This window comes from Verrucomicrobiia bacterium (assembly GCA_035574275.1).
In the GTDB taxonomy this organism is placed as follows: domain Bacteria; phylum Zixibacteria; class MSB-5A5; order DSPP01; family DSPP01; genus DSPP01.
The window spans coordinates 41,376-64,060 of sequence record DATLYY010000075.1 but is presented as its reverse complement, the minus strand read 5'-3'; the positions used below and the strand labels follow the sequence as shown (position 1 = coordinate 64,060).

Genomic DNA, 22,685 nt, shown 5'->3' with positions numbered 1-22,685 from the left:
CCTTTCTATCGTTTAATCCATTTGGCGGGCGGTCTTTTCAAAAACCGCTCGGTGAACAAGTCCGCCTCCAGCCCGAGGTTGTATTCCACCTGGCCGTAGGCGACCGTGGTCTGGTGTTTATTTTTTGTGTTTTCCATTTTGCGGCGGACGATGGTGGGAACGCCGGCGACTTCCTGAATTTCCTCGGCGGTGAAGATTTTATACAGCCCACCGCGGAGATCGTAATATTCCTCCTTCAAGGGGAGGAAAGTCGTTTTGTCAATCCAGGAAAGCTTGTAGCCGTAATCGGCGCTTTTGGGGTTTTTGGGGACCGACTTCAAGACGTAGCAGTCCTTCTCCCCGACTTTCTCCTCTTTGATCACCGAGAAGTCATCCTCGCTCAAATCCCGGCCGGAGACATCCTCGTAGGTGAAATCGGAGCCGACGAAGCTGGAGCGCTTGTCGTTGGCGGCGATTTTTTTGACCAAATCCAAAGCGGGCATAAAAAGCCAGCGATCGTCGTCTTTTTGGGGGTACTTGTAAACCAAAAAAGTCATCCCCTCCACGTCGGCCGGCTGGTGGAAAAAGATGAAATATTTCTGGTCTTCGGAGCCCTCCGTATTTTTGCGCAACAAGGTCAGCTCCCGCGTCCTTTCCTTGCCCCCTCCTTCCACCAGGCGCATGGAGACCACGGTCTTCATATCCTTGCCGGGATAGTAAAAGGCCTTTTGGTACTGCGCGGCGATTTCCTGCGGGGTCGGTGTTTTCTGGGCCAGAACGAGTCCCGGCAGGGCCAAAAAAGCCGGCAGAGCCGTTCGGCGCAAAAATCTGTTTATTGTTTTCACATTACCTCCTGTTTTGCTGGTTGTATTGCAACGGGCACAAGCGATTTTCGGAACGTCATTATCAAAGCCGGCAGGTAGGTTAAAGTCAAAAAGGCGGATACCGTCATCAAGGCGGCGATGAAAATGCCCACCGTGATGTACGGCGTTAGATGGGCAAAAATCATCACCGAAAAGGCCAGCGAAAACAAAAGGGCGTTGCGCAAAATCCCCTTGCCGGGGCGCTCCACGGTCCAGACCAGGGCCTCCTCCAAGTTCGGGGTTTCTGTTAGGCGCTGCTTGAAGCGCTTGACGAAGTGGATGGCGAAATCGACCGCCATCCCCAGGGAGAGGGTGGAGAGAACGGAGACCGGCATATCGAAATCCTTTCCCACCCAGCCGATGAAGCCGTAAATCAAAAGAATGGTGAAAACCAAGGGGACGTAACTGGCCAGCCCCCATTTGAAGGAGCGGAAATTTACGCTCAAAATCAGAAACACCAATACCAGGGCGACGGCAAACATCCGCACGACGTCGTTTAACACTTCGTTGTTCCAGATCAGATTGAAATAGGCCGTGCCGGCGGGCTGGAAGGTTAGTTGACTCCCCGGATTTTCTTTCTGGAAGTGTTCAAGTTTGTCAATCACGGCCTGCATGGCGGCGGCGTCCCAGGTTTTCAACTGCACGAACAGGTTGGCTTCCTGATAGGGGTAGTCGATCAGGTTGTTTAGCGTGGCTGGTTTGGCGGCCATGCCGAACATAAATAAATACTGGGCGACCACTTTTTTATCCTCCGGCAGGCGGTAGTATTCCGGATTATTTTGGTTCATCACCTGATGCATCCGTTTGACCAAGTCGACAATTGATGACGCTTTTCCCACCACGGGCAGCGTTTGCAGCTCTTTTTGCAGCTTTTCCAGGTGGTTCAGATTGGCCGGCTCGATGATGGTCCCCTCCGCTGCGCCTTTGGCCACCACGTAGCCCAAGGAGGTTCCGCCCAGGTTGGCGTTCATCACCCGGTCGGCGGTGCGCAGTTCGCTACCACTTTTAAACCAGTTCACCATGTTGTTGTTGACGTGGATTTTGGTGGTGCCGATGAAGGCCAAGAGAGCCAAAACCAGCCCGCTTACCAGCAGCAGCTTGCGGCGGCGGATGGCGAAGCGGCCCAATTTGCCGAGCCAGGCGGAGGCACCGTGCTCCAGCGTGTCCCGTTGGGCGGCGCGGGTCAATTTTTCCTCTTTCTGCAGGACCATCACGGCGGGCAGGAAAGTGAAACTCATCAGCCGGATGGCCATTGTGCCGAAGGCCACAAAAAGCCCGAAGACCCGCACCGGGATGATGCCGCCGATGGCCAGAACGGCAAAACCCAAAGCGGTGGCCAGGGCCGTGTAGCGCACCGGCGCGCCGACGGCGTCGATCGTGTCGATGACCGCCTTCTTTTTGTCCTTTACTTCATTGAAGCGGAAGTAGAATTCGTTAAAAATGTGGATGCTGTCCGTGCTGATGGCCATCAAAAAGACCGGAATCATGGAGCTCATAATGTGCACCGGGAAACCCAGCCCGATTAAAAGCCCCATCGTCCAGGTTACGGACATCATTGCCACGGCGAGGATGGAGAAAACGAGGGGCAAATTTCCAAACATCCAGAAAAGGGCCACGAGCATAATCACGCCGGCCAGCGGGGAGAAGAGGGCCATCTGCTTGAACATCTCCTCGCCGAAGGTGTCGCGCGCCACCGGGTCGCCGGCGATGTAGAATTGCTCCTCCCCTTTTTCCTTTGCAACCAGTTCCCGCAGCCGGTCGGCAATCTGTTTGGCGTTGGCCCCCGGTTCCAGCGGAATGTAGATGGCGGTCGTCTTTCCATCTTGGGAGATTAACCGGCCGACCCAAATGGGGTTGTCCAAGAGCTCCCGGCGGAAGACCTCCATTTCCTGCGGCGTTTGGGGAACGTCGGTCAGAAGCGGCCGGACGGTCAGGTTATCCCCTTCCGCGACCACGTTGTCGGCCGTGGTGAAACTCTGGATGTCATCATACACAACGCCGGACAGGCGGCTTATCGAATCGGTCAGACGCCCAATTCTTTCCAGCGTAGCTGAATTGAAAATCGTGGATGGATGAACAATGCCTAAAACGATGACGTCTTTGTGCAGGGCAAAGTTTTTTTCCACCCGGTCGTTCCCCACCCGGACGTCGGAAGTGGCGGGGAGCATGTTCTTCGGGTCGGTATCCGTTTTTACCCGGGGAATTTGGGTGGCGAATAAAACGGTTACCAGCAAACTTAAAACGATGGTCAGCTTGGGATGGTTGATGGAAAAAGCGGTCAGGCGGTTCATTCGTCCCCCTTTTAGGTTCTTCCTCCGGCCAAAAGCCGGCTTTGCTCTTCAATTTGTTCCAAAAGAATTTGGCGCAGCAAGTCGAAGGCCTTGAGCAGTTTGGGATTGGCCACCCGGTAAAAAACCTGATTGCCGGCTTTGCGAGCCTCCAGAATCCGCCGTTCCCGCATCATGGCCAGATGCTGGGACAAATTTCCCATTCCCAAGCCCAGTGTTTCGGCCAGCTCCCCGACGGACAATTCTCCCTCCCGCAGGGCGCAGAGGATTTCCAACCGGGTGGGGTGGGAAAAGACTTGGCACATTTCCGCGTGGTAGGCGCACAAGGCCTTTTCCTTTCCGCCCAGCCGTCTCTTCTTCGTATTGTATTTTCGCATAATCTAAAATACTAATACACTAAAATGCAACAAAAAGTTCCAGGCCAAACGAGGAGATTCGCCGGTTGTTTGTTGGGAGCGATTAAGCCCCGCCGGGATTCTGATGAAAGTTGGGCGACAACCGGTGGCGGCTGTCGCCCAATGAATTTGGTAGCGGGGGTTGGATTTGAACCAACGACCTTCGGGTTATGAGCCCGACGAGCTACCGGACTGCTCCACCCCGCGATCTGCCAAATTATACCGGTTCGCCAAGGGGAAGTCAAGCCGGCGCCGGCCGCCGGTGTGCCGCCAAAAAGATGTTGACAAAGAAATGACCGGGGTGTAATTTCAATCTTTTGTTGAAAAGAGGTTCGCCTCGGCTCTGTTGGTAAAGCGACTGAAAAGTCGAAATAGAAAAACTATACATAAGAATCGGTAAAGTCCGGATTCGTGAGGTACAGGGTATGAGAAGTGGCCGATTTTTCTGGGGGGTTCTTTTTTTTGTTTTGCTTTTTGCCGAATCCGGCCGGACGGGCGGGTATGCCCTCTCCGGCGTGGGGTCCCATGCCAACGCCATGGGCGGGGCCTACCGGGCCATTGCCGATGACTGGTCGGCGGCTTATTGGAATCCGGCCGGTTTGGCCTTCCAAACCCGTTCCGAAGTCACCGTGGGAGGGGCCATCGGATCCAGCCGGGTGAAATACATCCCCCGTGCCGCCAGCGGCGGCTACAGCTTCGGTTTTGCATCCGACAGCACCCAGGAGCGCTTCCCTTTCGACCAGAACATTCCCTTCGGCAACGCCGCGCTTTCCCTGCGCTTTCCGCAGCTGGGCCGGCTGAATCTGGGGGTTTCGGTCTTCGTTCCCTACCATTCTGCCTCCCAATGGGATTTGTTTTCCCTCCCCTACCCTTTCCGAGGGGATACCATCCCGGTATTTTCCTTCCCGGAGAGGAATTTTTCCAACCGGCTGCGGGTGGCCGACATCCATCCAACCGCCGCGCTTTCCCTTATGGGGGGCAAGCTGGCCTTGGGGGCCGGAGTTTCCATCGACCGGGCGGACTGGAATTTTTCCCGGCCGGTTCTACTTCCGGTGGAGGACAGCTACGAGCCCTTAACCGGCACCGTGGACACGGTGGAGCGGGTTTTTGAAAACCACCCGGAGTTAAAATCCCGCCCCGAGGAAAACGTTGTCACGGTCATGCGGCTGGGTTTGGGCAGCTGGGGCCTCGGGGGGAATCTGGGAGTTTTGTACAAACCGACCGAAAAACTGTCGCTCGGATTTTCCTATCATTCCCCCGTGCGTTTCAACCTCAAAGGGGAATACGACCAGAAATTCTTTTTCCCGTACAATGAGTCCAAGCTCAATTATTTTCCCGTGGATGACCAGGCGCTGGACGGGTTTCGCTTCATCTTCAGCGGGCAGGGGGAGCAGATTTTTCTGGGGCCGGACCTCGCCCGGGCCCGTTTGGACCTCCCCCAGGATTTGGGCGCCGGCATTGCCTTACGGCCCAACGAGCGCTGGACGATGGCGGCCGATTTTGCCTGGTTAAATTGGAAGTCGATGGACAGCGTCGTGATAACGTTTGAGGATACCGCCTTAACCGCCCAGCTTAAGCATCCGACTTTCCACTTCGGCTGGAAAAACACGATCCGCTTTTCCACCGGGGCCGCTTACCGTTTCAAGGACCGCTGGGTTTTCCGGCTGGGGTATTTCTTCGATCAATCCCCCATTCCGGATTCCACCTTCAATCCTCTCTTTTTGGATGTGGGAAACAAGCACTCCTTCAACGGGGGGGTTTCCTGGCTTTTGGGGAATTGGGAGCTGAATTACAATTTCGAGATTTTGACCGCCCAGAAAAGGGATTTTTCCAACGTCAACGGCATTTTCACAAACCTTCCCGGTACCTACCGGGATACCCGCTTCATGTCGGCGGCTACCGTGACTTACCGCTTCGACATTTCGTCCCCTTCGGATTAAAGGAATCGTACGATGCGACACGCAAAATATCTTGTAGCGGTTGTTTTTTTGGGAATGTTGCTTTTCTTCGGCTGCAGTAAACGGAAAAACCCGGCCAAGCCGGGTGCCCCACCGGCGGGGCTGGTCGTGTCCAACACCCCGCAATTCGTGAACACACTGGATGCGGACAATAACGCCTTGATTTTGAACAACCTCCGCCCCGAGCCAGAGGTCCGGCGGGTGCGGGTGTATCTTCCCCCGGGGTATCGCCCGCGCGGTCAGGGGCGCCCCTTTCCAACCCTTTATCTTCTGCACGATTTCGGCATTTATCCAGATAATTTGGGGAACCCGGCAGCTAACGACGCCTATTTTGGTTTTTATCAACTGGCCCATTTGATGGACCGGTTGATTGCCGACAGCCAGATTCAGCCGATGATAGTGGTGCAGGCCGATTTGCCCAGCTATTTTTACGGGGGAAGTTTTTACACCAATTCCACCTCCACGGCCCGGTTTTTCACCGCCGTGGACAGCTTTTTGGTGAACTATATCGACCAGACCTATAACACCGTCTTCGGCCGCCGCTCCCGCGCCGTTTCCGGCCACGGCATGGGGGGGTACGGGGCCTTGAAAATGGTTTTGGCCGGCAATGACACCTCCTTCGGTTCGGTTTCCGCCTTGAGCGCTCCCTTGGCCTTTGGGGATTCTGGAAGCGGCATGGGTTTCCAGAGCCCGTTTTACATAAACGGGCTTTTTGCCGAGAACGGGGTCGCGCCGGGGGACTGTGTACGGTTCCGCCGGGATACGGTTCTGTTTCCGGACCCGCGGCTGACGGAGAAGATTCGAACCAACATTCTCTTCGCCGTGGGGGCGGCCTGCTCGCCGGTGGCGGACACGGCATTGTTCAAGCAGCTTTTGGCGCAGGGGCGGCGGGATTCGCTTCTGGCCGCGATGCCGGAGTACTTCCAGTTTTCCAAAAGCCCCAAGGATCCGGGATTTCTTTTTCCCATCACCTGCAACGGAACCGTCATTGATTCGATCTGGCGGAAATGGCTGACCCATGACATCAAGACCATGCTTTCCAATCCCGCTCAGGCAGCCCGTTTGGACTCCACGCCGCTTTATTTTTCCTGCGGTTTGCAGGATGAATTGGGGATGCTGGAGCAAAACCGGGATTTTCTGGCCCGTCTTTTGGCTGTTCAGGGGGCCTCGCAGCGGGCACCCAACTTTATCGGCATGGGGCGGGATCAGTTCTACTATGAGGAATATTCCGGCTATCCCGGGTACCCCGCCAACCACACCACCTTTATTTCCGATCAGATGTCCAAGGTTTTGCGGTTTCACTCCCAATTTCTGGATACGGCCGCGGCGCCATAGCATTTCCCTTTCGGAAAAAAGCCCCCGGCTCTCGGGGGCTTTTTATTGGGGCATCGCCGGCGATTGCGATTCGAAAAGGCTGGCCGACAAAAGCCGGGCCATGGTCTGATGGGCTTGGGCCGAAGGATGAACGAAATCTTCCGGCAGGTTTTCCCAGACGGACAATTCGCCAGCTAGGGCGGAATCGGCATCCACCAGCGGAATGCGGCCGACCAAAGCAAGTTCTTTGAATATGACTGCGTATTGCCTGAACGGTTCATAGAACAGTTTGCGATATCGTTCGGCTTGAATATTAAGCCATTCCGGTTTGGGGGCGGGGGGAAGGAGCAGAACCGGTCGGACTTGGCGTGCCCGGCAGCTATCCAACATCTCCTGCAGATACGTTCGATATTCATCCGGCGGGACGCGTGGCGTTTCGGAGGCCAAGGGTGGCCTGGAGGTGAACTTCAAAAAAAAGAACCGCCCCCAGCGATAAGCAGCGGAATGGGCGAGTGCGTTTTGCAGGGAAAGGACGGCCTGTGGAGGAAGCTTCTGCTTGGAATCCGCAACGCCGTTGGCGGCCGGCAGCAAATCATTCCAAATGTAAGCAAGGGTAACCACATCGGGCTGGTATTTCTGCAAAAGCTTCCCAAGCAACCGTTTTCCCTGAAAAGTCGTATAGCCGGTCTGGGCGCAGTTGTAGACCTCGAATTTGTCCGACAGGAGTTTTTGCAGCACCTGCGGATAGGCCTCTTCTTCCGCCACCCGCCAGCCAAAGGTGACGGAATTCCCCAGGCAAAGCACTCTTTTTTTATCTGCAATTCGATTTTCCATGAATTCCCGGTCGCGGAAACCCTCCGCATTTGTCCGGTACTCGCCGTAGACGACGAAGCCGCTTTTGAGATGCTGGTTGGGGCGCAGCCGCCAGAAAAGTTGTTGGTCCTTCAGATAAAACTTGGGAAAGTCCAACTCCGGGTTGTAAATCAGTCTGTAGCCCTGTGTGCGGGGCGGTTCGGGCAGGAGCCAGAAGAAAAGTTCAATGGCCGTAAGCGCGAGAAATGCCCATAAAACCGAGAAAAGTGCTTTCTTCCCTGCCGTTAAATTGTCCACTTAAAAAAGGGAATAGATGAAGGGGGCCAGGACCGAACTTTCGGCGAAGAGAATGAAAACGGAAAGCAAAACCAGAAAAGCGAAGACCGGAAAAAGCCAGAGCCGCTTTTGCATCCGGGCAAAAAGCCAGAACTCCTTCAGAATTTGCAGGCGTCGGGTATATTCCTTGAATGCCATTCTTAATCCGGTTCCAAAGCCCGCTCCGTGGCGGTTTTCATTTCCGCCTGCGCCATCTGGGCCTTGTCCAAAAGGAACGACCCCAAAACAAGGTAGTCAAGCCCGGAGGCCAGAAAAGAGTGATAAGCATCCTCCGGGGACGACACAATCGGCTCGCCGCGCAGGTTGAACGAAGTATTTAACAAAACCGGACTGCCGGTTTTTTTCTCGAATTCTGCCAGCAAATCGTAAAAAAGGGAGTTTTGCTCCCTTTTGACTGTTTGCAGCCGGGCCGTACCGTCCACGTGGGTGATAGCGGGCAGGCCTGAATTCTTTACCGGCGCCGTCAAAAGCATATAGGGAGAATCACTATTCAAGTCGAAGTATTTCTGACTTTCTTCAGAGAGTACAGAAGGGGCGAAGGGACGGAAGCTTTCGCGGAATTTGATTTTGGCGTTGACCAAATCCTTCATCCCCGCTTTGCGCGGGTCGGCCAGAATGGAGCGGTTCCCCAAGGCCCGCGGGCCAAACTCCTCCCGCCCGGCAAACCAGCCAATCACCTTTCCTTCCGCCAAAAATGAGGCCGTTTTGGAAAGCAGTTCCGGTTTCTCGTATTTGACCGCTCGGACATTTTTTTGCGCCAGAAAGGTTTCAATCTGCTGGTCGGAGAACTCCGGCCCCCAAAAAGCGTGCGGCCAGACGAAAGTTCGCGGCTTTTTCAAAAACAAATTCCAGATGGCAAAGGCCGCCCCGATCGCACCGCCGGCGTCCCCGGCGGCGGGCTGGATGAAAAGCCGTTCAAAACCCGCCTCGTCCAAAATTTTCCGGTTGGAAACGCAATTGAACGCCACGCCCCCCGCCATACAGAGGTTTTTCAGTTTGGTTTTTTGCTGAACGGAACGTGCTAAACGCACCATCACCAAATCGGTCACCTTTTGCAGCGAGGCGGCCAGATTTCTATGAAAATCTCCTATGGATTCTTCCGGTTTGCGCAGCGGATGGCCGAAGAGCTTTACGAACTTTCGATTGGTCATCGTAAGGCCATACGGGTAGGTAAAGTAGTCGAGGTTCAGTCGGAAAGTCCCGTCCTCTTTGACATCAATGAGCTTTTTCAAAATAAAATCATAATACTCCGGCTTTCCGTACGGGGCCAGTCCCATCACCTTGTATTCCGCGGAGTTGACCTTGAAACCGAGATAATAGGTAAAAGCAGAGTAAAAAAGCCCGAGCGAATGGGGAAAATCGAGCTGGCCCAAAATCTCAATCTCGTTTCCCTTTCCAACTCCATAGGTGGTTGTGGCCCATTCACCCACGGCGTCCGCCGTCAAAATTGCGGCTTGGTCAAATTCGGATACCAAAAACGAAGAGGCGGCATGGGAAAGATGGTGCTCTGGAAAAAGAATTTCGCCGTCGTATCCCAATTTCTTTTTGATAACCTCCTTCATCCAGAGTTTTTCCTTCAGCCAAACGGGCATCGCCAGCATAAAAGCCCGAAGCGAGCGGGGAAAGGTGGCGGCATAGGTTGTGATGATACGGTCGAATTTCAAGAGAGGCTTTTCATAAAAAGCGACGCAACTCAAATCCTTGGCTGTAATTCCGGCGAAGTTCAAACAAAAGCGGGCGGCATTTTCCGGAAAACTTGAGTCGTGCTTTTTGCGGGTGAACCGCTCCTCCTGCGCGGCGGCAATCAGCTCGCCATCTTTAATCAAGGCGGCAGCCGAGTCGTGGTAAAAGCAGGAGAGCCCGAGAATGTACATCAGAACTGCCTTCTAAAACTTTCCGGTTCAGGCACGTCGGAGCGGGGCTTCCAAAACGAGTTGGCCCTCGATTTTCGTTTTCCCAAGGGGTCCTTGAAAGTTAAAAGCATATAAAGCTTCAACAGGCCCATTCCAATCAAATAGAATACAAAAAGAATCAGCCCCGCCTGCAGTTTTCCCAAAAACCGTAACGCCTTCCAAAACCCGGCTTTGAGGCGCTCGAGGAGTTCCATAAAGGAAAGTTACGCAAAAAAAGAGAGGCGCAAAACAGGAAAACCGAATTTGCTCTTGGACAAGGAGAAGGAAATCTTTGACTTGTAAAAATTGTTTCACGTGAAACAATTTTTACCGGCTACAAAAACACAATTAAAGGGCCTTATTTTTTGAAAGCAGTTGTGAATTTTAACGGAAAAGCATAGCGATTTTTTGGTTTTGGGACTATTTTTGAATCGCCGACGAAGTAGTTATATTGGGGGTTCGGTAGCGATTACCGTAATAACATACGATGAAGCGCATACGCAACTTTTCGATCATTGCCCATATCGACCACGGCAAGTCCACCCTGGCCGACCGGCTCTTGGAGGCGACCCACACCTTGGAGGCGCGGGAGATGAAGGAGCAGGTTTTGGACAATATGGACTTGGAGCGGGAGCGGGGGATAACCATCAAGGCCCACGCCGTCAAAATGAGCTACCCGGCCAAAGACGGTCAGACCTACATCCTCAATTTAATCGACACCCCCGGCCACGTCGATTTCACCTACGAGGTTTCGCGTTCTCTGGCTTCCTGTGAAGGGGCGATTCTCGTCGTGGACGCCTCGCAGGGAATCGAGGCGCAGACCCTTTCCAACCTCTTTCTGGCTTTGGACAACAATCTGACCATCGTGCCGGTGGTGAACAAAATCGACCTGCCCGGGGCGCAGGTAGAAGATACGGTTCACCAGCTCTCCGAGCTTCTGGGGGTTGAAAAAGAAGAGGTGCTTTTGGCCTCGGCCAAGATGGGGAGCGGGATCGAGGAGATTCTGGAGGCCTTGGTTTTGCGCGTCCCGCCGCCGAAGGAAGCGGATGAGAAACCGCTTAGAGCTTTGATTTTCGATTCGGTCTTCGATTCCTACCGCGGGGCGATTGCCTACGTCAGGATTTTCGAGGGTACAGTCAAAAAGGGGAACTGGATCAAGTTTTTCTCCCATGAGCAGACCTATGAAGTGGACGAGGTCGGCTATCTGAAGCTCAAAATGTTTCCGGCCGAGGAGCTTTCCTCCGGCGAGGTGGGGTACATCATCGCCAATGTCAAACGGGTGGCGGATACGCGGGTAGGCGATACCATCACCTTGGCCAACAACCCGGCGGCGGAACCCCTGCCCGGCTTCAAGCACGTCAAGCCGATGGTTTTTGCCGGGCTGTACCCCTCCAATTCCGAGAACTACGAGGAACTGCGGGATGCGATGGAAAAACTGGTGCTGAACGATTCGGCACTCGTATATGAGCCGGAAACTTCGAACGCGCTCGGTTTTGGCTTCCGCTGCGGCTTTTTGGGGCTTTTGCATTTGGAAATCGTGCAGGAGCGGCTCTCCCGCGAGTACAACCTTTCCATCATCTCCACCGTCCCGAACGTGGAGTATCGAGTGGTGAAGACCGACCGGAGCATCGCGCTGGTGGATAATCCCGCCTTTCTGCCGCCGCCGGGAGAGATCGACCATATCGAAGAACCGTTCGTTCTGGCGCACATCATCACGCCGGCGGAGTTCATCGGCAATGTGATGAAGCTTTGCATGGACCGGCGCGGCGTCTATCGCACCACCGAATATCTGGACTCCAAACGGGCCCGGCTGGTGTACGAGCTTCCCTTGGCGGAAATCATTTTCGATTTCTACGACAAGCTGAAATCCACCACCAAGGGGTACGCCTCGTTGGATTACGAATTTCTGGAATACAAGGAGGAACCGCTGGTCAAACTCGACATTTTATTGAACAGCGACCCGGTGGATGCTTTAAGCTCCATTGTTCACCGAGAAAAGGCATACTTCTGGGGGAGGGAGCTTTGCGCCAAGCTGCGACAACTCATTCCAAGGCAGCTTTTCGAGGTGGTTATTCAGGCCGCCATCGGCAGCAAGGTGATAGCCCGGGAATCGGTCAAGCCGCTGCGCAAAAACGTGACCGCCAAATGCTACGGCGGGGACATCACCCGCAAGCGGAAGCTCCTCGAACGCCAGAAAGAGGGGAAAAAGCGGATGAAGCAGGTCGGCACGGTGGAAATCCCTCAGGAAGCGTTTCTGGCGGTTTTGAAAGTGGAGCGGTAAGTTTTTTTGCGATCTTACAATGACCGCCGCCGATAACGCTGAAAAAGAAACCGGGCGGATCGAGGCGTTCAGCGACGGGGTTTTCGCCATCGCCATCACCCTTTTGGTCATCGACCTCAAAGTTTCCCCTCCCAGCAGTTCGGAGGGGCTGGTTTACAAGCTGTTGGAGGAATGGCCCCGCTTCCTGGCTTTTTTAACCAGCTTTGCCACCATTCTCATCCTCTGGGTGAACCATCACAACCTCTTCAACCACATCGTCCGATCCAACACCCTCTTTATGTTTTTAAACGGCTCCCTTCTGCTGTGCGTCACTTTTGTTCCGTTCCCCACCTCGCTGGTGGCGGAGTATATGGGAGATACCGGGGAGACCACGGCGATGGTTTTGTACTCGGGAACGATGCTAGGGATGGCCTTTGCTTACAACATCCTCTGGCGCTACGCTTCCCACAAGCACCGCTTGCTTTCCAAAAGCGTCACCGCCGGACAGGTGAAAAGCATCAACCGGCAGTACCTGGTCGGCCCGCTGTTTTACGGGCTGGCTTTTGTTCTGGCCTTTGTGAACGTGACCGCCAGTTTATTTCTAATGATTGGGCTGGCCCTCTTTTTCGCCGTCACCGCCTCCGTCAGCCGGGAAAAGTAGCTCCGAGCCGGAATTGCTCCCGGATTCCCCCAAAAATGCCGATACAAGGACAAAAAGGAGGGTTTGTGAAAAAGTTTTTCGCGATTGCATTGGCGGTACTCTTTTTGGCCGCCCTGGTTTGGGCCCAAACAGCCAACAAGCAGGCCGTCACGGGGCAAAGCAAGACGGGGTCCAAAACCAAGTCTAACGCCGCCAAGATTGCCGACATCAAAACGCTTTTGACTCTGACAAAATCGGGAGAGCTGGCCGTTTCGATGATGCAGGAGATGATCAACGCCTACCGGCAGGGGCTGCCGCAGGTACCGGACGAGTTCTGGCTGAACTTCGCCAAGAAAGTAAAAACGGAGGATTTGGTGGAAATGCTGGTGCCGATTTACGACCGGCACTTGACCCCTGCGGACGTGACTTCCTTGATTGAGTTTTTCCAAAGCCCGGCGGGAAAAAAGCTCGTTTCCGTCCAGCCGGAAATCATGAAAGAATCGATGCAGGTGGGGCAGGCCTGGGGGGAAAAGCTGGCCAGCGAAGTGACCGCCGAACTGCAGAAGCAGGGGTACCGCTAAAAAAGCCGCCGCCGGTTGGGAGGCCGTTTCCCGGAGCGTTGGGGTTGACGGCCTTCTTTTTTGCCTTATTATGTGAATGCGTTCACAAGCCCGTCGGGTGAGGGAATGCAGGGTAGACCATGCCAAAAAACCGCCGCATATCGGAATCGACCATCCGCCGCCTCTCGGTGTATTACCGCCTTTTGTGCGGGCTGGAAAAGGAGGGAGCGGCCACGGCCTCCTCGCGCGAGCTGGCCCAGCGGGAGAAGCTGACTCCCGCGCAGGTGCGGAAGGATTTGTCCTTCTTCGGCAGCTTCGGCACGCGCGGGCTGGGGTATCCGGTTCGTGAACTGCGGGAAAAAATCGCCAAAATTCTGGGCCTGAACCGCACTTGGAATGTGGCGGTCGTTGGGGCGGGGAACATCGGCTCGGCCTTGGTTTCCTACAGGGAGTTTCAAAAACAGGGATTTTTAATCAAGCAGATTTTCGACAACGACCAGCGGAAAATCGGCTCCAACCACAAGGGAATCGTCGTTTCCGACGTGAAAAACCTGCGGGAGGAACTGAAGGCCGGCAAAATCGACATCGTGGTGGTGGCCGTCCCCGGTTCCGCCGCGCAGGGGGTGGTGGATGAAGCGATTGCCGCCGGGGTGCGGGCGGTTTTGAATTTCGCCCCGGTCAGCATCAACGTGCCGGAACATATTTCGCTACGCAACGAAAATATGTCGATGGAGTTGGAGCAGCTTTCCTATTTTTTGGTCAGCGGCAACGGCTGAAAGCGGTTAAGACCGCTCGTTTATCAGCTTTTGGAAGCGGGCATGGCCGCGCAGAGGCGCCCACATGGGGTCGAGGCGGAGCAGGGCGGGGGATATTTGTGATGGGATGGAGAAAAGATATTCCAGCTGGTCAATGGCCTTATCGTATTCGCCAACCATCGTGTATACTTGGGCTAAGTTTTGAATATACGTTGGGGCAAGGACTGCATTCTTGGACACGGGCATCAACTCCCGTGCTTTCAAGGCTTCCCGTATGGCTACTTCTTTGTGCCCAACACCGGCATAGGCACGGCTGAGTGCGGCGTGAAAATCCGGGTCACCATCCCTTGTCGGTGCCTGTTTTTGTAAAATCATCAGAGCCGAATCGTAAAAAGTTTTCATCAACTCAATTCGGTTCATCAAGCCAAAAATAAAAGCATTGGCCATAAAGTAATCGCGTCTGCGCTCGAACGCTGTGTCAGCCGCTGTAAGCTTCGGAAAACACTTTTCATAGTTTCCTTCGATCATGTCACACAAGTAGTGCGACTCAAGTCCGAGTTCTTTAGGGGCATCCCGGAAAACCTTCCGCGCCTTTTGCGTGCTGCCTTGCCAAATAACATATAAAACAAGCTTATCTGCGTAGGGTTGAATTCCACCGGGTGCGACGGCTATCGCACGATTAAGATAATTTTCCGACTTTTTATAGTCCCGCAGGAAGAGGAAAGTTTTGGCAATCTCCAGATTCACAACTATATCGCGGGGGTCAAGTTCCAAAGACCTTTCAAGATTGGCAACCGCCTGATGCCACAACCCTTGACGCCTTTGCATATAGCCCCATTCCTCCCAGAGGTCGCTATTGTTGGGTATCCCTTGTGAGGCGATGGAAAAATGGGTGGTGGCGCTGTCATACTCAAAAATATGGTAATAATATGCGGCCAGGGCCAGATGGACTTCCGGCAGGTCCGACTGAAGCCGGGTGGCTTTATCCGCGGCCTGCTTTGCCGGAGCTTGAAAGTCACTTAGATAGTGCCCGAAGATTTCGGTTAAGCATCTTGAAAGCATGCAGTAGGCAAGAACGAAGTTCGAATCCAATTCAATTGCTTTCTGGTACATTTGGGCGGCCTTTTGCATAGGTGACAGAACTCGAGATTGAAAATATAGGTTGCCTTTGACGAAATATTCATAGGCCTGAATGTTTCCGGTTGGACAGCTTTCCAAAGCCCGGCGTTCCGGTTCCAAAAGGGCCACATTCAACGTGGCGGTTACCTGGCGGACAACCGTTCCCGGAAAACTGCAGAGTTCCTCATCAAGAATTTCAAAGCTATCTCTCCAGAACTCGGTTTCGTCACTTGTCCGAATAAGCTTGGGGACAATCTTGATTTTCGCCAGTTTTCCGGCTGTATCCCAGCGGATGGCACCGGTCAAAAAATAATCGACCCCAAGCTCCTCGCCGATTTGCCTGGGCCTCTTATTTGTGCGTTTGTACTGCGCCGAGCTGGTGGAAGAGATTATCCCCACGGCGCTCACCTTTTCAAAGTTTCTGGAAATATCATCAACCGATCCTTCGGCGAAGGATTCCTTTTCCGCTGGACCGGAATATTCAAACGGCAAAACAGCCAAATTAGGCCCCTTTGAACTGACCGGCAAATTGAGCAAAACCATTAAAAGCAAAGCGGCGGCGGCGGGAACGGCATACCAGAACTTTCGTGCGGAGAGAAAGACCCACCGCCGGGCAGCGGGTTTTTTAGAGGTTTTTTCCGGGCCTCTTAATTCCTCCCGGGCGGCCTCCAACGTTTTCAGTTCGGTTTGGCACTGGCTGCAAAGGGAAAGATGAGCTTCCATTCGCTCCGGAAGCCATTGAGGTTGACCGGCCAAAATCGGGGAATCTTTGCCGGTGTGGTGATATTCCAAAAGTAAATCAACGGGGATATGTTCATCGACCAAGTGGGCAAAGCCCTTGCGCAAAAGCCGGATTTGTTCAATGTCCGAACGGCAGTCCGGGCATTCCTTTAGATGTCCCTCAAGTCGTATACTTTCCTCCTTGGACAATGTTTCAGCAACGTAATCGCCGAAGGCATCTTTCCAGTTACTCTGGCAGGTCATAACCACCTATCTCTTTAATCGTTTTGGAAGCCATACGGTTACACCTTTTTTCCATTTCAATTGCGATCGCTTTGCTTTTTTTCAAGCAGCGAAAAATGGATACGCGAACGTTGACTTCGGACATTGAAAGCTTTTCAGCTATCTCCTTGTGGGCCAAGCTGTTGAAGAATTTTAGGTATAAAAGCTCGCGGCAGGGTTTGCCCAGAGCAACTAATATCTGAACGGCAAGTCCCTTATCTTCACTTTCGATGCTATTGGTCAAAGGGTCCCCCTGTGGGTCCGGGATTTGCAGTGCTTCTTCGCAAAGTTCTTTCTGATTTTTTTGTGTGCGGTAAAACTTTCGCATTTCGTTTATACAGGCAAATTCGGCAACCCGTTGAACGTAAGCCGTTAATGCCCCCGGTTGGTATTTCCCCTCTTTAAAACTTTTCAGCAGCGCCAGCCGGGCGTTCTGGATGACGTCCTGCCTGTCAATATTCTGCCCCCAAGTCTTCAGCCGCGCGGTTTGACGGATAACCCCGTCGATATAATTGTCAGGAGTGCCCTCCAAAAATTGGGCGATATGGGCTTGCTCTTGTAGGTTTTCCATTGGGTTGGGAACAATATAATATAAAAACCTGTCTGGAAATCTTGTAACAAAAATCAAACTTCGGCGATTAAAACGAATGAAAAAGATAGTTTTTTTGAACATTTTGGCAGAAAGGCCAGTGGAAAAAAGGAGGACGTGATGAAAAGAGCCGGGATGTTTTTATTCGCAGTACTGTACACATGTAGTTTCTTTTCATTGGCTAAAACTCAGGTCCCGCAGTTCGCCCATACGTGGGGAGGAACCAACCCGGACTGGGGATTTTCAATCGCATTTGATGCAAATGGCAATATCTATGTTGCTGGCGCTACGAGAAGTTCAAGCTCTGGCAATACTGACATTTTGCTATTGAAGTATGCTCCCGATGGTTCCTTCCTTTGGTACAAGAGCTGGGATTTTGGTGGCAATGAGGGCGCATCCGACCTTAAAGTTGATTATGAAAGTAATATTGTGATTACGGCCGGTATGAACGATAATTCTGATGGTCTTTTATTAAAAACGGACAGTACCGGTACCCTTCTTTGGTCAAAACAGTGGCATAGGACTTGGGAGGCCAACTCGAACCTTGAAATTGATTCGAGCGGTAATATCTACTTTTGCGGTCAGACGATAGTGGACGACATTGATAACTACATTTTCAAGTTTGACAAGAATGGAAATGCCTTGTGGTTGAAAACGTGGGATAAGAATATCAACGACGCGACCGGGTCCGATGTTGCTTTTGATTGCGCTGGCGGTGTAATACTGACAGGAGGAACAGGGGCTTGGGCGGCCTGTGACCCTCACGATGCTTTAATAATTAAACTTGACACCGCCGGTGACCTCCATTGGGACAGAGCTTGGGATGCGGGAGGAAATGAGGGGATATCGAATGTCGCCACCGACCAATATGCAAACATTTATGTTACCGGTTTTATGAGCCCACCCACGGGTTGTCCGGGAAGCAATGGTTCGGATGTTTTTATACTAAAGTTCGACAGTGCCGGAAATCTGTTATGGCAAAGATCGTGGGGAGGTTCCAGTGATGAGGGTGGACAATCTATTTCTATTGACGGCGACCTAAATATCTACGTAACCGGAAGTACCAACAGCTTTGGCGGCGGCAGGGATCTGTTTCTATTGAAAATGGACACTGCTGGAGGACTGATATTCCAAAAAGTTTGGGCGGGAGCGGGGGATGAGTCAGGCACATCGGTCCTGCTTGACAACGCGTGCAATATTCACGTGGCTGGCTATGCACTTAACTATACCGGTAGCTGGCAGATTGTATCTGGCAACTTCAGTACACCACTGGGAAGCGTGGATAGCCTTGGTGGAGCTGTTGAGGCACCACCATACACTGTTATTTCAATACCTGGTACTACTACTCCAGTGAATCCGGTTCCTGATTTCGGGGGTGGAGCCGATGATTTGCTCCTGTTAAAACTTCAAAACAAGGGGGACATTAATCAAGATGGCAGTTTCTCCCCCGCGGATGTCGTCCTTGAACTAAATTGCATTTTTTTAAGTTCGGGTGACTGCAGTCGTTGCTTTACAGATCTAAACTGTGATGGTAATTTGACTCCCTCTGATGTAGTTCTCGAACTCAACTTCGTTTTTTTGGGTATCAACACTCCCTGTCAATAAGGCCAATTAAAAACACATAAAACCTGGCTCAGAGAAAGGAGGCAGCCGAATTATTGAGATCGGTTTATTGGAGGGGATGCAGAAAAACAGAAAGGGCGGCCACTGGCCGCCCTTTCTGTTTGACGTTTGCAGAGCAAGCATTACATCTTTATCGCTTCAAAGCGCTTCTGGATGGCGGGCCAGTCCAAGTTTTTCATAAAGGCATCGATGTAGGCGCCGCGATTTACCCCGTAATCAATGAAATAGGCATGCTCGTAGGTGTCCAAGGCGACCACCGGCACGGCGTTCCAGACCGGAAAGGTGTTTTGGGCGTCCCCCAAAAAGTTGAAGAGCCGCCGCTCGTCATAATCCCAGGCCAGCCAGGTCCAGCCGCGCGCGGCGATGCCGGTGGCCTTCAAGTCCGCCGCCCAGGCGTCATACGAGCCGAAAAACTCCTTGATGGCATCCGATAGTTTGCCGGTCGGCTGCCCGCCTTTGCCGCCCAGGTTGTCAAAGTAAATCTCGTGGTTTTTCACCCCGCCGATGGCAAAGGTCAGCTCCACTTTCAGAACCCGCAGGTCGGAATAGACCTGGTTGGCGGTTTTTTGGTCGGCGGTTTCGAGCTTGGTGCGAATTTCGTTCGTTTTGTTGATGTACCCCTGATACAGCTTGTAATGCTCCTCCATCGTACGCTTGGAAATGCCCTCCATTTCCATAATCCCCGGCTTGTACGGTTTGGCGACCAGTTGCGGCGCAGCCATAGATTTGCTCCTTTCTTCTTTTTGCAAAGCATTTATAAGCTTGGCGGGGCCGGCCACGGCAATTCCGGCCGCCGTCGCTCCGATCCCTTTCAAAATTTCCCTTCGCGAAAACTTTTTCATTACACCTGCGGGCGAATATAGGCCGGTTGCAAGGGCCGGTCAAGCTTGGGGCATCGATTTTAGAAATTTTGACGATAGGAAATGCTAAAATTACGCCGCTGCCCTGCGCCCGGAGGAAAACCCGGGTTATCAAACGAGATACAAAGCCAAAACTTAAAGCTCTTTTTTGGGCGGCATCGCCCGGTAGGAAAAGCCGATATCGGCTTTGGGGCGAAGGTAGTTCTGATAAAAATAGATTTGTCTTTTAGGTCCGTTCCCCCGCACCACAATCGGGTAGTTCTCGGTTTTCACTTCCATAATACGGGTCTTCTCCTCGATGTCGGCAAAAAAGGCAAAGGAGCGGATGCCCCCCCCGGTTTTAAAGCTTTCCTTCAGGGGGAAACGGTAGCGAAGCTGGTTGCCGGCCGTGTCCGGCGCCGTCTGGTAAACCAAAAGAACCGTGGCGGTCTCGCCGGGCGCCAACTGAAAGCCGGGGGGCTGCGTTTCGACGGAGTCGGGATTTTCCGCAAACGTCTCCAGCGCCGCCAAAGGGGGGGAAGAATCGGCCGCGCTTCCAAGCGGATTTACGCTCCGGAGGGAAAGCCCGAAATCGACCAGAGTGTCCCTTTCGGTAAACGGAAAGGAAAAACCGGTGGCAAGGGCCGATTGGGCCGGGTTTCTCAAAACCAGAAGGACTTTGGTGATCGCCGCGCCGTTTTTGACGTTTACCCGCACCGTTTCAGCCAGAATTTCCAATTCCGGGTGGAGCGGTTGGGTGAGCTTGCCGGACAACTCCGTCAAGGAATCGGCGACTACAGCCGGACTTAAAACCAGAAACAGAGCAAGAAGGGCAAAGGCCGTTTTCACGATTCTCATAATTTTATTATCGGTTCCGTTTTCAAAAAATTGCCGGCGTAGGTTTGCTTTTCGGTACTTTGCCGCATCGCCATTGCCATCTTCCTTCTTTCTGCTTATACCCCGAAAAAAGAGTCGGAACGAACAATGCGGCTTGCACTCAAGGTCTACTTAGCCGTTATACCCCAAGCGATTAGAAATCCATTCACAGGCGGCCGGCAAAGAAAAGGCAAAAAATAGAGGTAAACTCCCCCGCCCGAATAGCCGATTTAATAACGAAGGGGTGAACTGTTTGAAAAAAATGTTTTGGAGGGGGAGCGAACATGCTGGAAACCGCTAAAGTGCCGCCGGCTTTCGAAGCCGTTAAAGACAACGACGAAGTCATCTACTGGTCGGGGAAGCCGGAGTTTATTCCGTTCATTTTGCGCGGCGTGCCGTTTCTGGTTGTCGGGTTTTTGGCCGAGATGTTTTACAAGGGGCGGCATATTCAGGGCCTGCCCCTTTTTATGGATGCCGGAACGTTGGTTTTTCTGGCCAGCGCCCTCTACATGGTCTATTTGTTTTTGGTTTACGGCAACACCGCCTACGCCGTTTCCAGCAAGCGCTTGATGATGCGGAGCGGCTTTTTTGGCATCGATTTCAAGGCCGTGGACTACGACAAAATTTCCGACATCGAGGTGAACGTCAACCCGATTGAAAACCTCTTCGGCGTCGGCACGATACAGGCCTTTTCCGGCCGCACCACGGAAAAAGGGGTGCGGATTTACGACCGCTTCATCTCGATTGCCAACCCCTATGAGGTTTTCAAACAAATCAAGGAAGTTGCCGTGGATGTGAAAACCGACTGGAACTATCCGAACGCCCTGCGCCCGGAGGAAAACCCCGGCTACCGCACCAAGTACAACCCAAAAAAAGGGGACGCGATCAGTAATGTTTAATTCTGCGGCGTTGAAGAAAGTCTGCGCGTCCGCCGGCGGCTTCCGGCAATTTTGGAAGTGGATGCTGCCAGCCCTTGCCGTGTTTTCACTTTTCCCCGTTTTGGGGCAGGCCCAATCCGCTCCCGGCAAGGTGGTTTATCTGAAGGAAAACCGGCTGTACGTCGACTGGGATAAAAGTTCCGGCATAAAAAAGGGAAAAACGGTTTTCGTGACCTTGGGGCAGGAAACCTTGGGGACGGCAACCGTCGGCTGGGTATTGGATGATTTGACGATGGTGGAGATGGCCACCGGTTTTTCTCGGCTGACGGGCCTTTCGCCCGAGGCGTTGAGCATCCAGCCGGAAAAGGAGAAAATCGTGACGCGCGGCGGCAGCTTCGCCGTCGGGATGGCCAACCCTATAGAGACCGACTGGACGAAAAAAATCCCGGCTCCGGATACTTGGGCGCTTTTGGCCTGCATCTACGAAGGGCTGGTGGCGGAAACGGAGGAGGGGCGCTTCCGCGCGGTTCTGGCCGATTCGTTCAAAACCGGCGAACGTTGGGTGGTTTTCTACCTGAAACCGGGATTGTTCTTTCATTCCGGGCGGCGGCTGACTGCCTATGAGGTCAAAAAGGTTTTGGACGGAAATTTGGACAGCCGCTCGCCGGAATATGTCCGTTTTGCGGGACTTCTGGCTCCCAAGACCGCCTGGCCCAAGCGCTTTCCGCCACTCACCTCGCCAATTGAAGCCCGGGACACCGGCACTTTGATTGTCCATTTGAAGGGAAACCCCGCTTTGGCTCTCGCCTATCTCGCATCCCCGCTGGGCTGGGTGAAAGATCTTTTGGATACGCTTCCCCGTTTTCCGGCCGGCAGCGGGCCTTTTCGTGTGGATGTGATACGGGCCAGCGGGCTGCGGCTGGTCCGCCACAAAAGTTATCACGGCCCGCCCCCTTTGGCGGATACCGTGACTTTTCGCTGGTTCGGTCAAAGGGAGGATGCCGAAACCGCCTTTCTCCGCGGAGAAATAAGCATGGCCTGGTTTAAGGCCGGGGAGCTTTCACAAGGCCTGCGTTTCGAAACCGGCAACAAGGAACGGGAATTGTGTCACTTCCCGACCCGCAAAAAAGTGGCCGCTTTCTTTTTGCGCCCGGTTTCCCCGGACAGTGCCCGGATGCTGGCCACCAGTGCGGCCCATGCCACCGAAAATTTGGGGCCGGAACTCTACCGCGGCGACTGGCTTTCGGAAGAACCGAGCTCGGCGCGTCCCGATTCAGTCAGAGTGACCTTTTTGGTTGACCGGGAACTGGATTCCACCGGCCTTTTGCCCGCCTATCTGTCCACCAGCCGCTCCGATTTGCCGCTTTTTGAAATGCAACTGGCACAGGTCGAGACCTTCGTTTGGGCGCGAGAGGTGCGTACGGCGGCGCTTCTGGGAAAGTTGAAGGAATACACCGGCAGCCGGGCGGTCGATTCGCTGTCGGCCGTATTGGGGAGGGCCTTATTCGCCCCGGCAAAGGAAAAGGAGCCGCTTCTTGCCGGCATTGAAAAGTTTCTGAAAGACCGGTTTGGGCTCGTTTTTCTCTACCGGCCGGCGATGGTGGCTTTGGCCCGTCCGGAGCTTTCCGGCTTCGACTGCTCCAGTTTCCCCTACTACCCGCGGATGTCGAAAACCGGCCAGGCCGTCGGGCTGCGGTAGAACTCCG

General features: G+C 53.5%; 20 protein-coding genes and 1 tRNA gene. 9 read left to right on the top strand and 12 right to left on the bottom strand.

Annotated features, from left to right (window positions below):
- Nucleotides 1-5: 5 nt before the first annotated feature.
- The 4 genes from VNL73_10630 to VNL73_10615 all read right to left on the bottom strand — a co-directional run bounded on the left by VNL73_10630 (nt 6) and on the right by VNL73_10615 (nt 3,732).
- Complete coding sequence (locus VNL73_10630) at nt 6-824, bottom strand: outer membrane lipoprotein-sorting protein (GenBank protein HXF49860.1); 819 nt, start codon at nt 822-824, stop codon at nt 6-8.
- Nucleotides 821-3,133 (bottom strand): MMPL family transporter, encoded by a 2,313-nt coding sequence (locus VNL73_10625; protein HXF49859.1) that lies wholly within the window; start codon nt 3,131-3,133, stop codon nt 821-823. The genes VNL73_10630 and VNL73_10625 overlap by 4 nt, the downstream gene beginning before the upstream one ends.
- An 11-nt stretch (nt 3,134-3,144) precedes the next feature.
- Entirely contained in the window at nt 3,145-3,507 is a 363-nt protein-coding gene (locus VNL73_10620) for a metalloregulator ArsR/SmtB family transcription factor (protein HXF49858.1), read from the bottom strand.
- 148 nt (nt 3,508-3,655) lie between these two features.
- Nucleotides 3,656-3,732 (bottom strand) — tRNA-Met (locus VNL73_10615).
- Between the two features lie 218 nt (nt 3,733-3,950).
- Here VNL73_10615 and VNL73_10610 point away from each other — a divergent pair.
- Complete coding sequence (locus VNL73_10610; protein ID HXF49857.1) at nt 3,951-5,465, top strand: outer membrane protein transport protein; 1,515 nt, start codon at nt 3,951-3,953, stop codon at nt 5,463-5,465.
- Nucleotides 5,466-5,477: 12 nt separating this feature from the next.
- Nucleotides 5,478-6,818: an alpha/beta hydrolase-fold protein gene (locus VNL73_10605; GenBank protein ID HXF49856.1), complete on the top strand. Its 1,341-nt coding sequence runs from the start codon at nt 5,478-5,480 to the stop codon at nt 6,816-6,818.
- A 42-nt stretch (nt 6,819-6,860) separates the two neighbouring features.
- Here VNL73_10605 and VNL73_10600 read toward each other — a convergent pair whose 3' ends face one another.
- The 4 genes from VNL73_10600 to VNL73_10585 are packed head-to-tail and all read right to left on the bottom strand — an operon-like array spanning nt 6,861 to nt 10,053.
- Nucleotides 6,861-7,907 (bottom strand): GDSL-type esterase/lipase family protein, encoded by a 1,047-nt coding sequence (locus tag VNL73_10600; protein ID HXF49855.1) that lies wholly within the window; start codon nt 7,905-7,907, stop codon nt 6,861-6,863.
- Nucleotides 7,908-8,084 carry a DUF5989 family protein gene (locus tag VNL73_10595; protein ID HXF49854.1) on the bottom strand — a complete coding sequence of 59 codons (177 nt, stop codon included), beginning with the start codon at nt 8,082-8,084 and terminating at the stop codon, nt 7,908-7,910. It abuts the gene before it with no gap.
- 2 nt (nt 8,085-8,086) lie between these two features.
- Complete coding sequence (locus tag VNL73_10590) at nt 8,087-9,820, bottom strand: carbamoyltransferase (GenBank protein HXF49853.1); 1,734 nt, start codon at nt 9,818-9,820, stop codon at nt 8,087-8,089.
- Nucleotides 9,820-10,053 carry a hypothetical protein gene (locus VNL73_10585; GenBank protein HXF49852.1) on the bottom strand — a complete coding sequence of 78 codons (234 nt, stop codon included), beginning with the start codon at nt 10,051-10,053 and terminating at the stop codon, nt 9,820-9,822. Before VNL73_10585 ends, VNL73_10590 begins: the two co-directional genes overlap by 1 nt.
- Before the next feature lie 272 nt (nt 10,054-10,325).
- On the opposite strand from VNL73_10585, the gene lepA reads away from it, so the two are divergent.
- The 4 genes from lepA to VNL73_10565 all read left to right on the top strand — a co-directional run bounded on the left by lepA (nt 10,326) and on the right by VNL73_10565 (nt 14,074).
- Nucleotides 10,326-12,119 carry a translation elongation factor 4 gene (gene lepA, locus VNL73_10580; protein ID HXF49851.1) on the top strand — a complete coding sequence of 598 codons (1,794 nt, stop codon included), beginning with the start codon at nt 10,326-10,328 and terminating at the stop codon, nt 12,117-12,119.
- Nucleotides 12,120-12,138: 19 nt separating this feature from the next.
- Nucleotides 12,139-12,759, top strand: a complete 621-nt coding sequence (locus tag VNL73_10575) for a TMEM175 family protein (protein ID HXF49850.1) — start codon at nt 12,139-12,141, stop codon at nt 12,757-12,759.
- Nucleotides 12,760-12,824: 65 nt separating this feature from the next.
- Nucleotides 12,825-13,319, top strand: a complete 495-nt coding sequence (locus VNL73_10570; GenBank protein ID HXF49849.1) for a DUF2059 domain-containing protein — start codon at nt 12,825-12,827, stop codon at nt 13,317-13,319.
- A gap of 119 nt (nt 13,320-13,438) precedes the next feature.
- Nucleotides 13,439-14,074, top strand: coding sequence for a redox-sensing transcriptional repressor Rex (locus tag VNL73_10565; GenBank protein ID HXF49848.1), 636 nt, complete (start codon nt 13,439-13,441; stop codon nt 14,072-14,074).
- A gap of 6 nt (nt 14,075-14,080) precedes the next feature.
- Here VNL73_10565 and VNL73_10560 read toward each other — a convergent pair whose 3' ends face one another.
- Together VNL73_10560 and VNL73_10555 are read right to left on the bottom strand one after the other, a co-directional pair.
- Nucleotides 14,081-15,724 carry a hypothetical protein gene (locus VNL73_10560; protein HXF49847.1) on the bottom strand — a complete coding sequence of 548 codons (1,644 nt, stop codon included), beginning with the start codon at nt 15,722-15,724 and terminating at the stop codon, nt 14,081-14,083.
- 415 nt (nt 15,725-16,139) lie between these two features.
- A complete protein-coding gene (locus VNL73_10555; protein ID HXF49846.1) occupies nt 16,140-16,847 on the bottom strand; it encodes a sigma-70 family RNA polymerase sigma factor in 708 nt (235 codons plus the stop codon).
- 36 nt (nt 16,848-16,883) lie between these two features.
- On the opposite strand from VNL73_10555, the gene VNL73_10550 reads away from it, so the two are divergent.
- On the top strand, nt 16,884-18,368 hold the full coding sequence (locus VNL73_10550; GenBank protein ID HXF49845.1) for an SBBP repeat-containing protein: 1,485 nt from the start codon (nt 16,884-16,886) through the stop codon (nt 18,366-18,368).
- A 140-nt stretch (nt 18,369-18,508) separates the two neighbouring features.
- On the opposite strand, the gene VNL73_10545 is transcribed toward VNL73_10550, so the two are convergent.
- Nucleotides 18,509-19,228, bottom strand: a complete 720-nt coding sequence (locus tag VNL73_10545; GenBank protein ID HXF49844.1) for a Fe-Mn family superoxide dismutase — start codon at nt 19,226-19,228, stop codon at nt 18,509-18,511.
- 153 nt (nt 19,229-19,381) lie between these two features.
- Nucleotides 19,382-20,083 carry a hypothetical protein gene (locus VNL73_10540; GenBank protein HXF49843.1) on the bottom strand — a complete coding sequence of 234 codons (702 nt, stop codon included), beginning with the start codon at nt 20,081-20,083 and terminating at the stop codon, nt 19,382-19,384.
- 302 nt (nt 20,084-20,385) lie between these two features.
- Between VNL73_10540 and VNL73_10535 the strand changes: the two genes are divergently transcribed.
- Complete coding sequence (locus tag VNL73_10535; GenBank protein HXF49842.1) at nt 20,386-21,000, top strand: PH domain-containing protein; 615 nt, start codon at nt 20,386-20,388, stop codon at nt 20,998-21,000.
- Nucleotides 20,993-22,678 carry an ABC transporter substrate-binding protein gene (locus VNL73_10530; GenBank protein HXF49841.1) on the top strand — a complete coding sequence of 562 codons (1,686 nt, stop codon included), beginning with the start codon at nt 20,993-20,995 and terminating at the stop codon, nt 22,676-22,678. Before VNL73_10535 ends, VNL73_10530 begins: the two co-directional genes overlap by 8 nt.
- Nucleotides 22,679-22,685 lie beyond the last annotated feature (7 nt).

What these genes read in the sequence shown, in the direction of transcription:
- VNL73_10625 (HXF49859.1), bottom strand. Translation starts at nt 3,133, where the DNA reads ATGAACCGCCTGACCGCTTTTTCCATCAACCATCCCAAGCTGACCATC.
- VNL73_10620 (HXF49858.1), bottom strand. Translation starts at nt 3,507, where the DNA reads ATGCGAAAATACAATACGAAGAAGAGACGGCTGGGCGGAAAGGAAAAG.
- VNL73_10610 (HXF49857.1), top strand. Translation starts at nt 3,951, where the DNA reads ATGAGAAGTGGCCGATTTTTCTGGGGGGTTCTTTTTTTTGTTTTGCTT.
- VNL73_10605 (HXF49856.1), top strand. Translation starts at nt 5,478, where the DNA reads ATGCGACACGCAAAATATCTTGTAGCGGTTGTTTTTTTGGGAATGTTG.
- VNL73_10595 (HXF49854.1), bottom strand. Translation starts at nt 8,084, where the DNA reads ATGGCATTCAAGGAATATACCCGACGCCTGCAAATTCTGAAGGAGTTC.
- VNL73_10590 (HXF49853.1), bottom strand. Translation starts at nt 9,820, where the DNA reads ATGTACATTCTCGGGCTCTCCTGCTTTTACCACGACTCGGCTGCCGCC.
- VNL73_10585 (HXF49852.1), bottom strand. Translation starts at nt 10,053, where the DNA reads ATGGAACTCCTCGAGCGCCTCAAAGCCGGGTTTTGGAAGGCGTTACGG.
- lepA (HXF49851.1), top strand. Translation starts at nt 10,326, where the DNA reads ATGAAGCGCATACGCAACTTTTCGATCATTGCCCATATCGACCACGGC.
- VNL73_10575 (HXF49850.1), top strand. Translation starts at nt 12,139, where the DNA reads ATGACCGCCGCCGATAACGCTGAAAAAGAAACCGGGCGGATCGAGGCG.
- VNL73_10565 (HXF49848.1), top strand. Translation starts at nt 13,439, where the DNA reads ATGCCAAAAAACCGCCGCATATCGGAATCGACCATCCGCCGCCTCTCG.
- VNL73_10555 (HXF49846.1), bottom strand. Translation starts at nt 16,847, where the DNA reads ATGTTCAAAAAAACTATCTTTTTCATTCGTTTTAATCGCCGAAGTTTG.
- VNL73_10550 (HXF49845.1), top strand. Translation starts at nt 16,884, where the DNA reads ATGAAAAGAGCCGGGATGTTTTTATTCGCAGTACTGTACACATGTAGT.
- VNL73_10545 (HXF49844.1), bottom strand. Translation starts at nt 19,228, where the DNA reads ATGAAAAAGTTTTCGCGAAGGGAAATTTTGAAAGGGATCGGAGCGACG.
- VNL73_10540 (HXF49843.1), bottom strand. Translation starts at nt 20,083, where the DNA reads ATGAGAATCGTGAAAACGGCCTTTGCCCTTCTTGCTCTGTTTCTGGTT.
- VNL73_10535 (HXF49842.1), top strand. Translation starts at nt 20,386, where the DNA reads ATGCTGGAAACCGCTAAAGTGCCGCCGGCTTTCGAAGCCGTTAAAGAC.
- VNL73_10530 (HXF49841.1), top strand. Translation starts at nt 20,993, where the DNA reads ATGTTTAATTCTGCGGCGTTGAAGAAAGTCTGCGCGTCCGCCGGCGGC.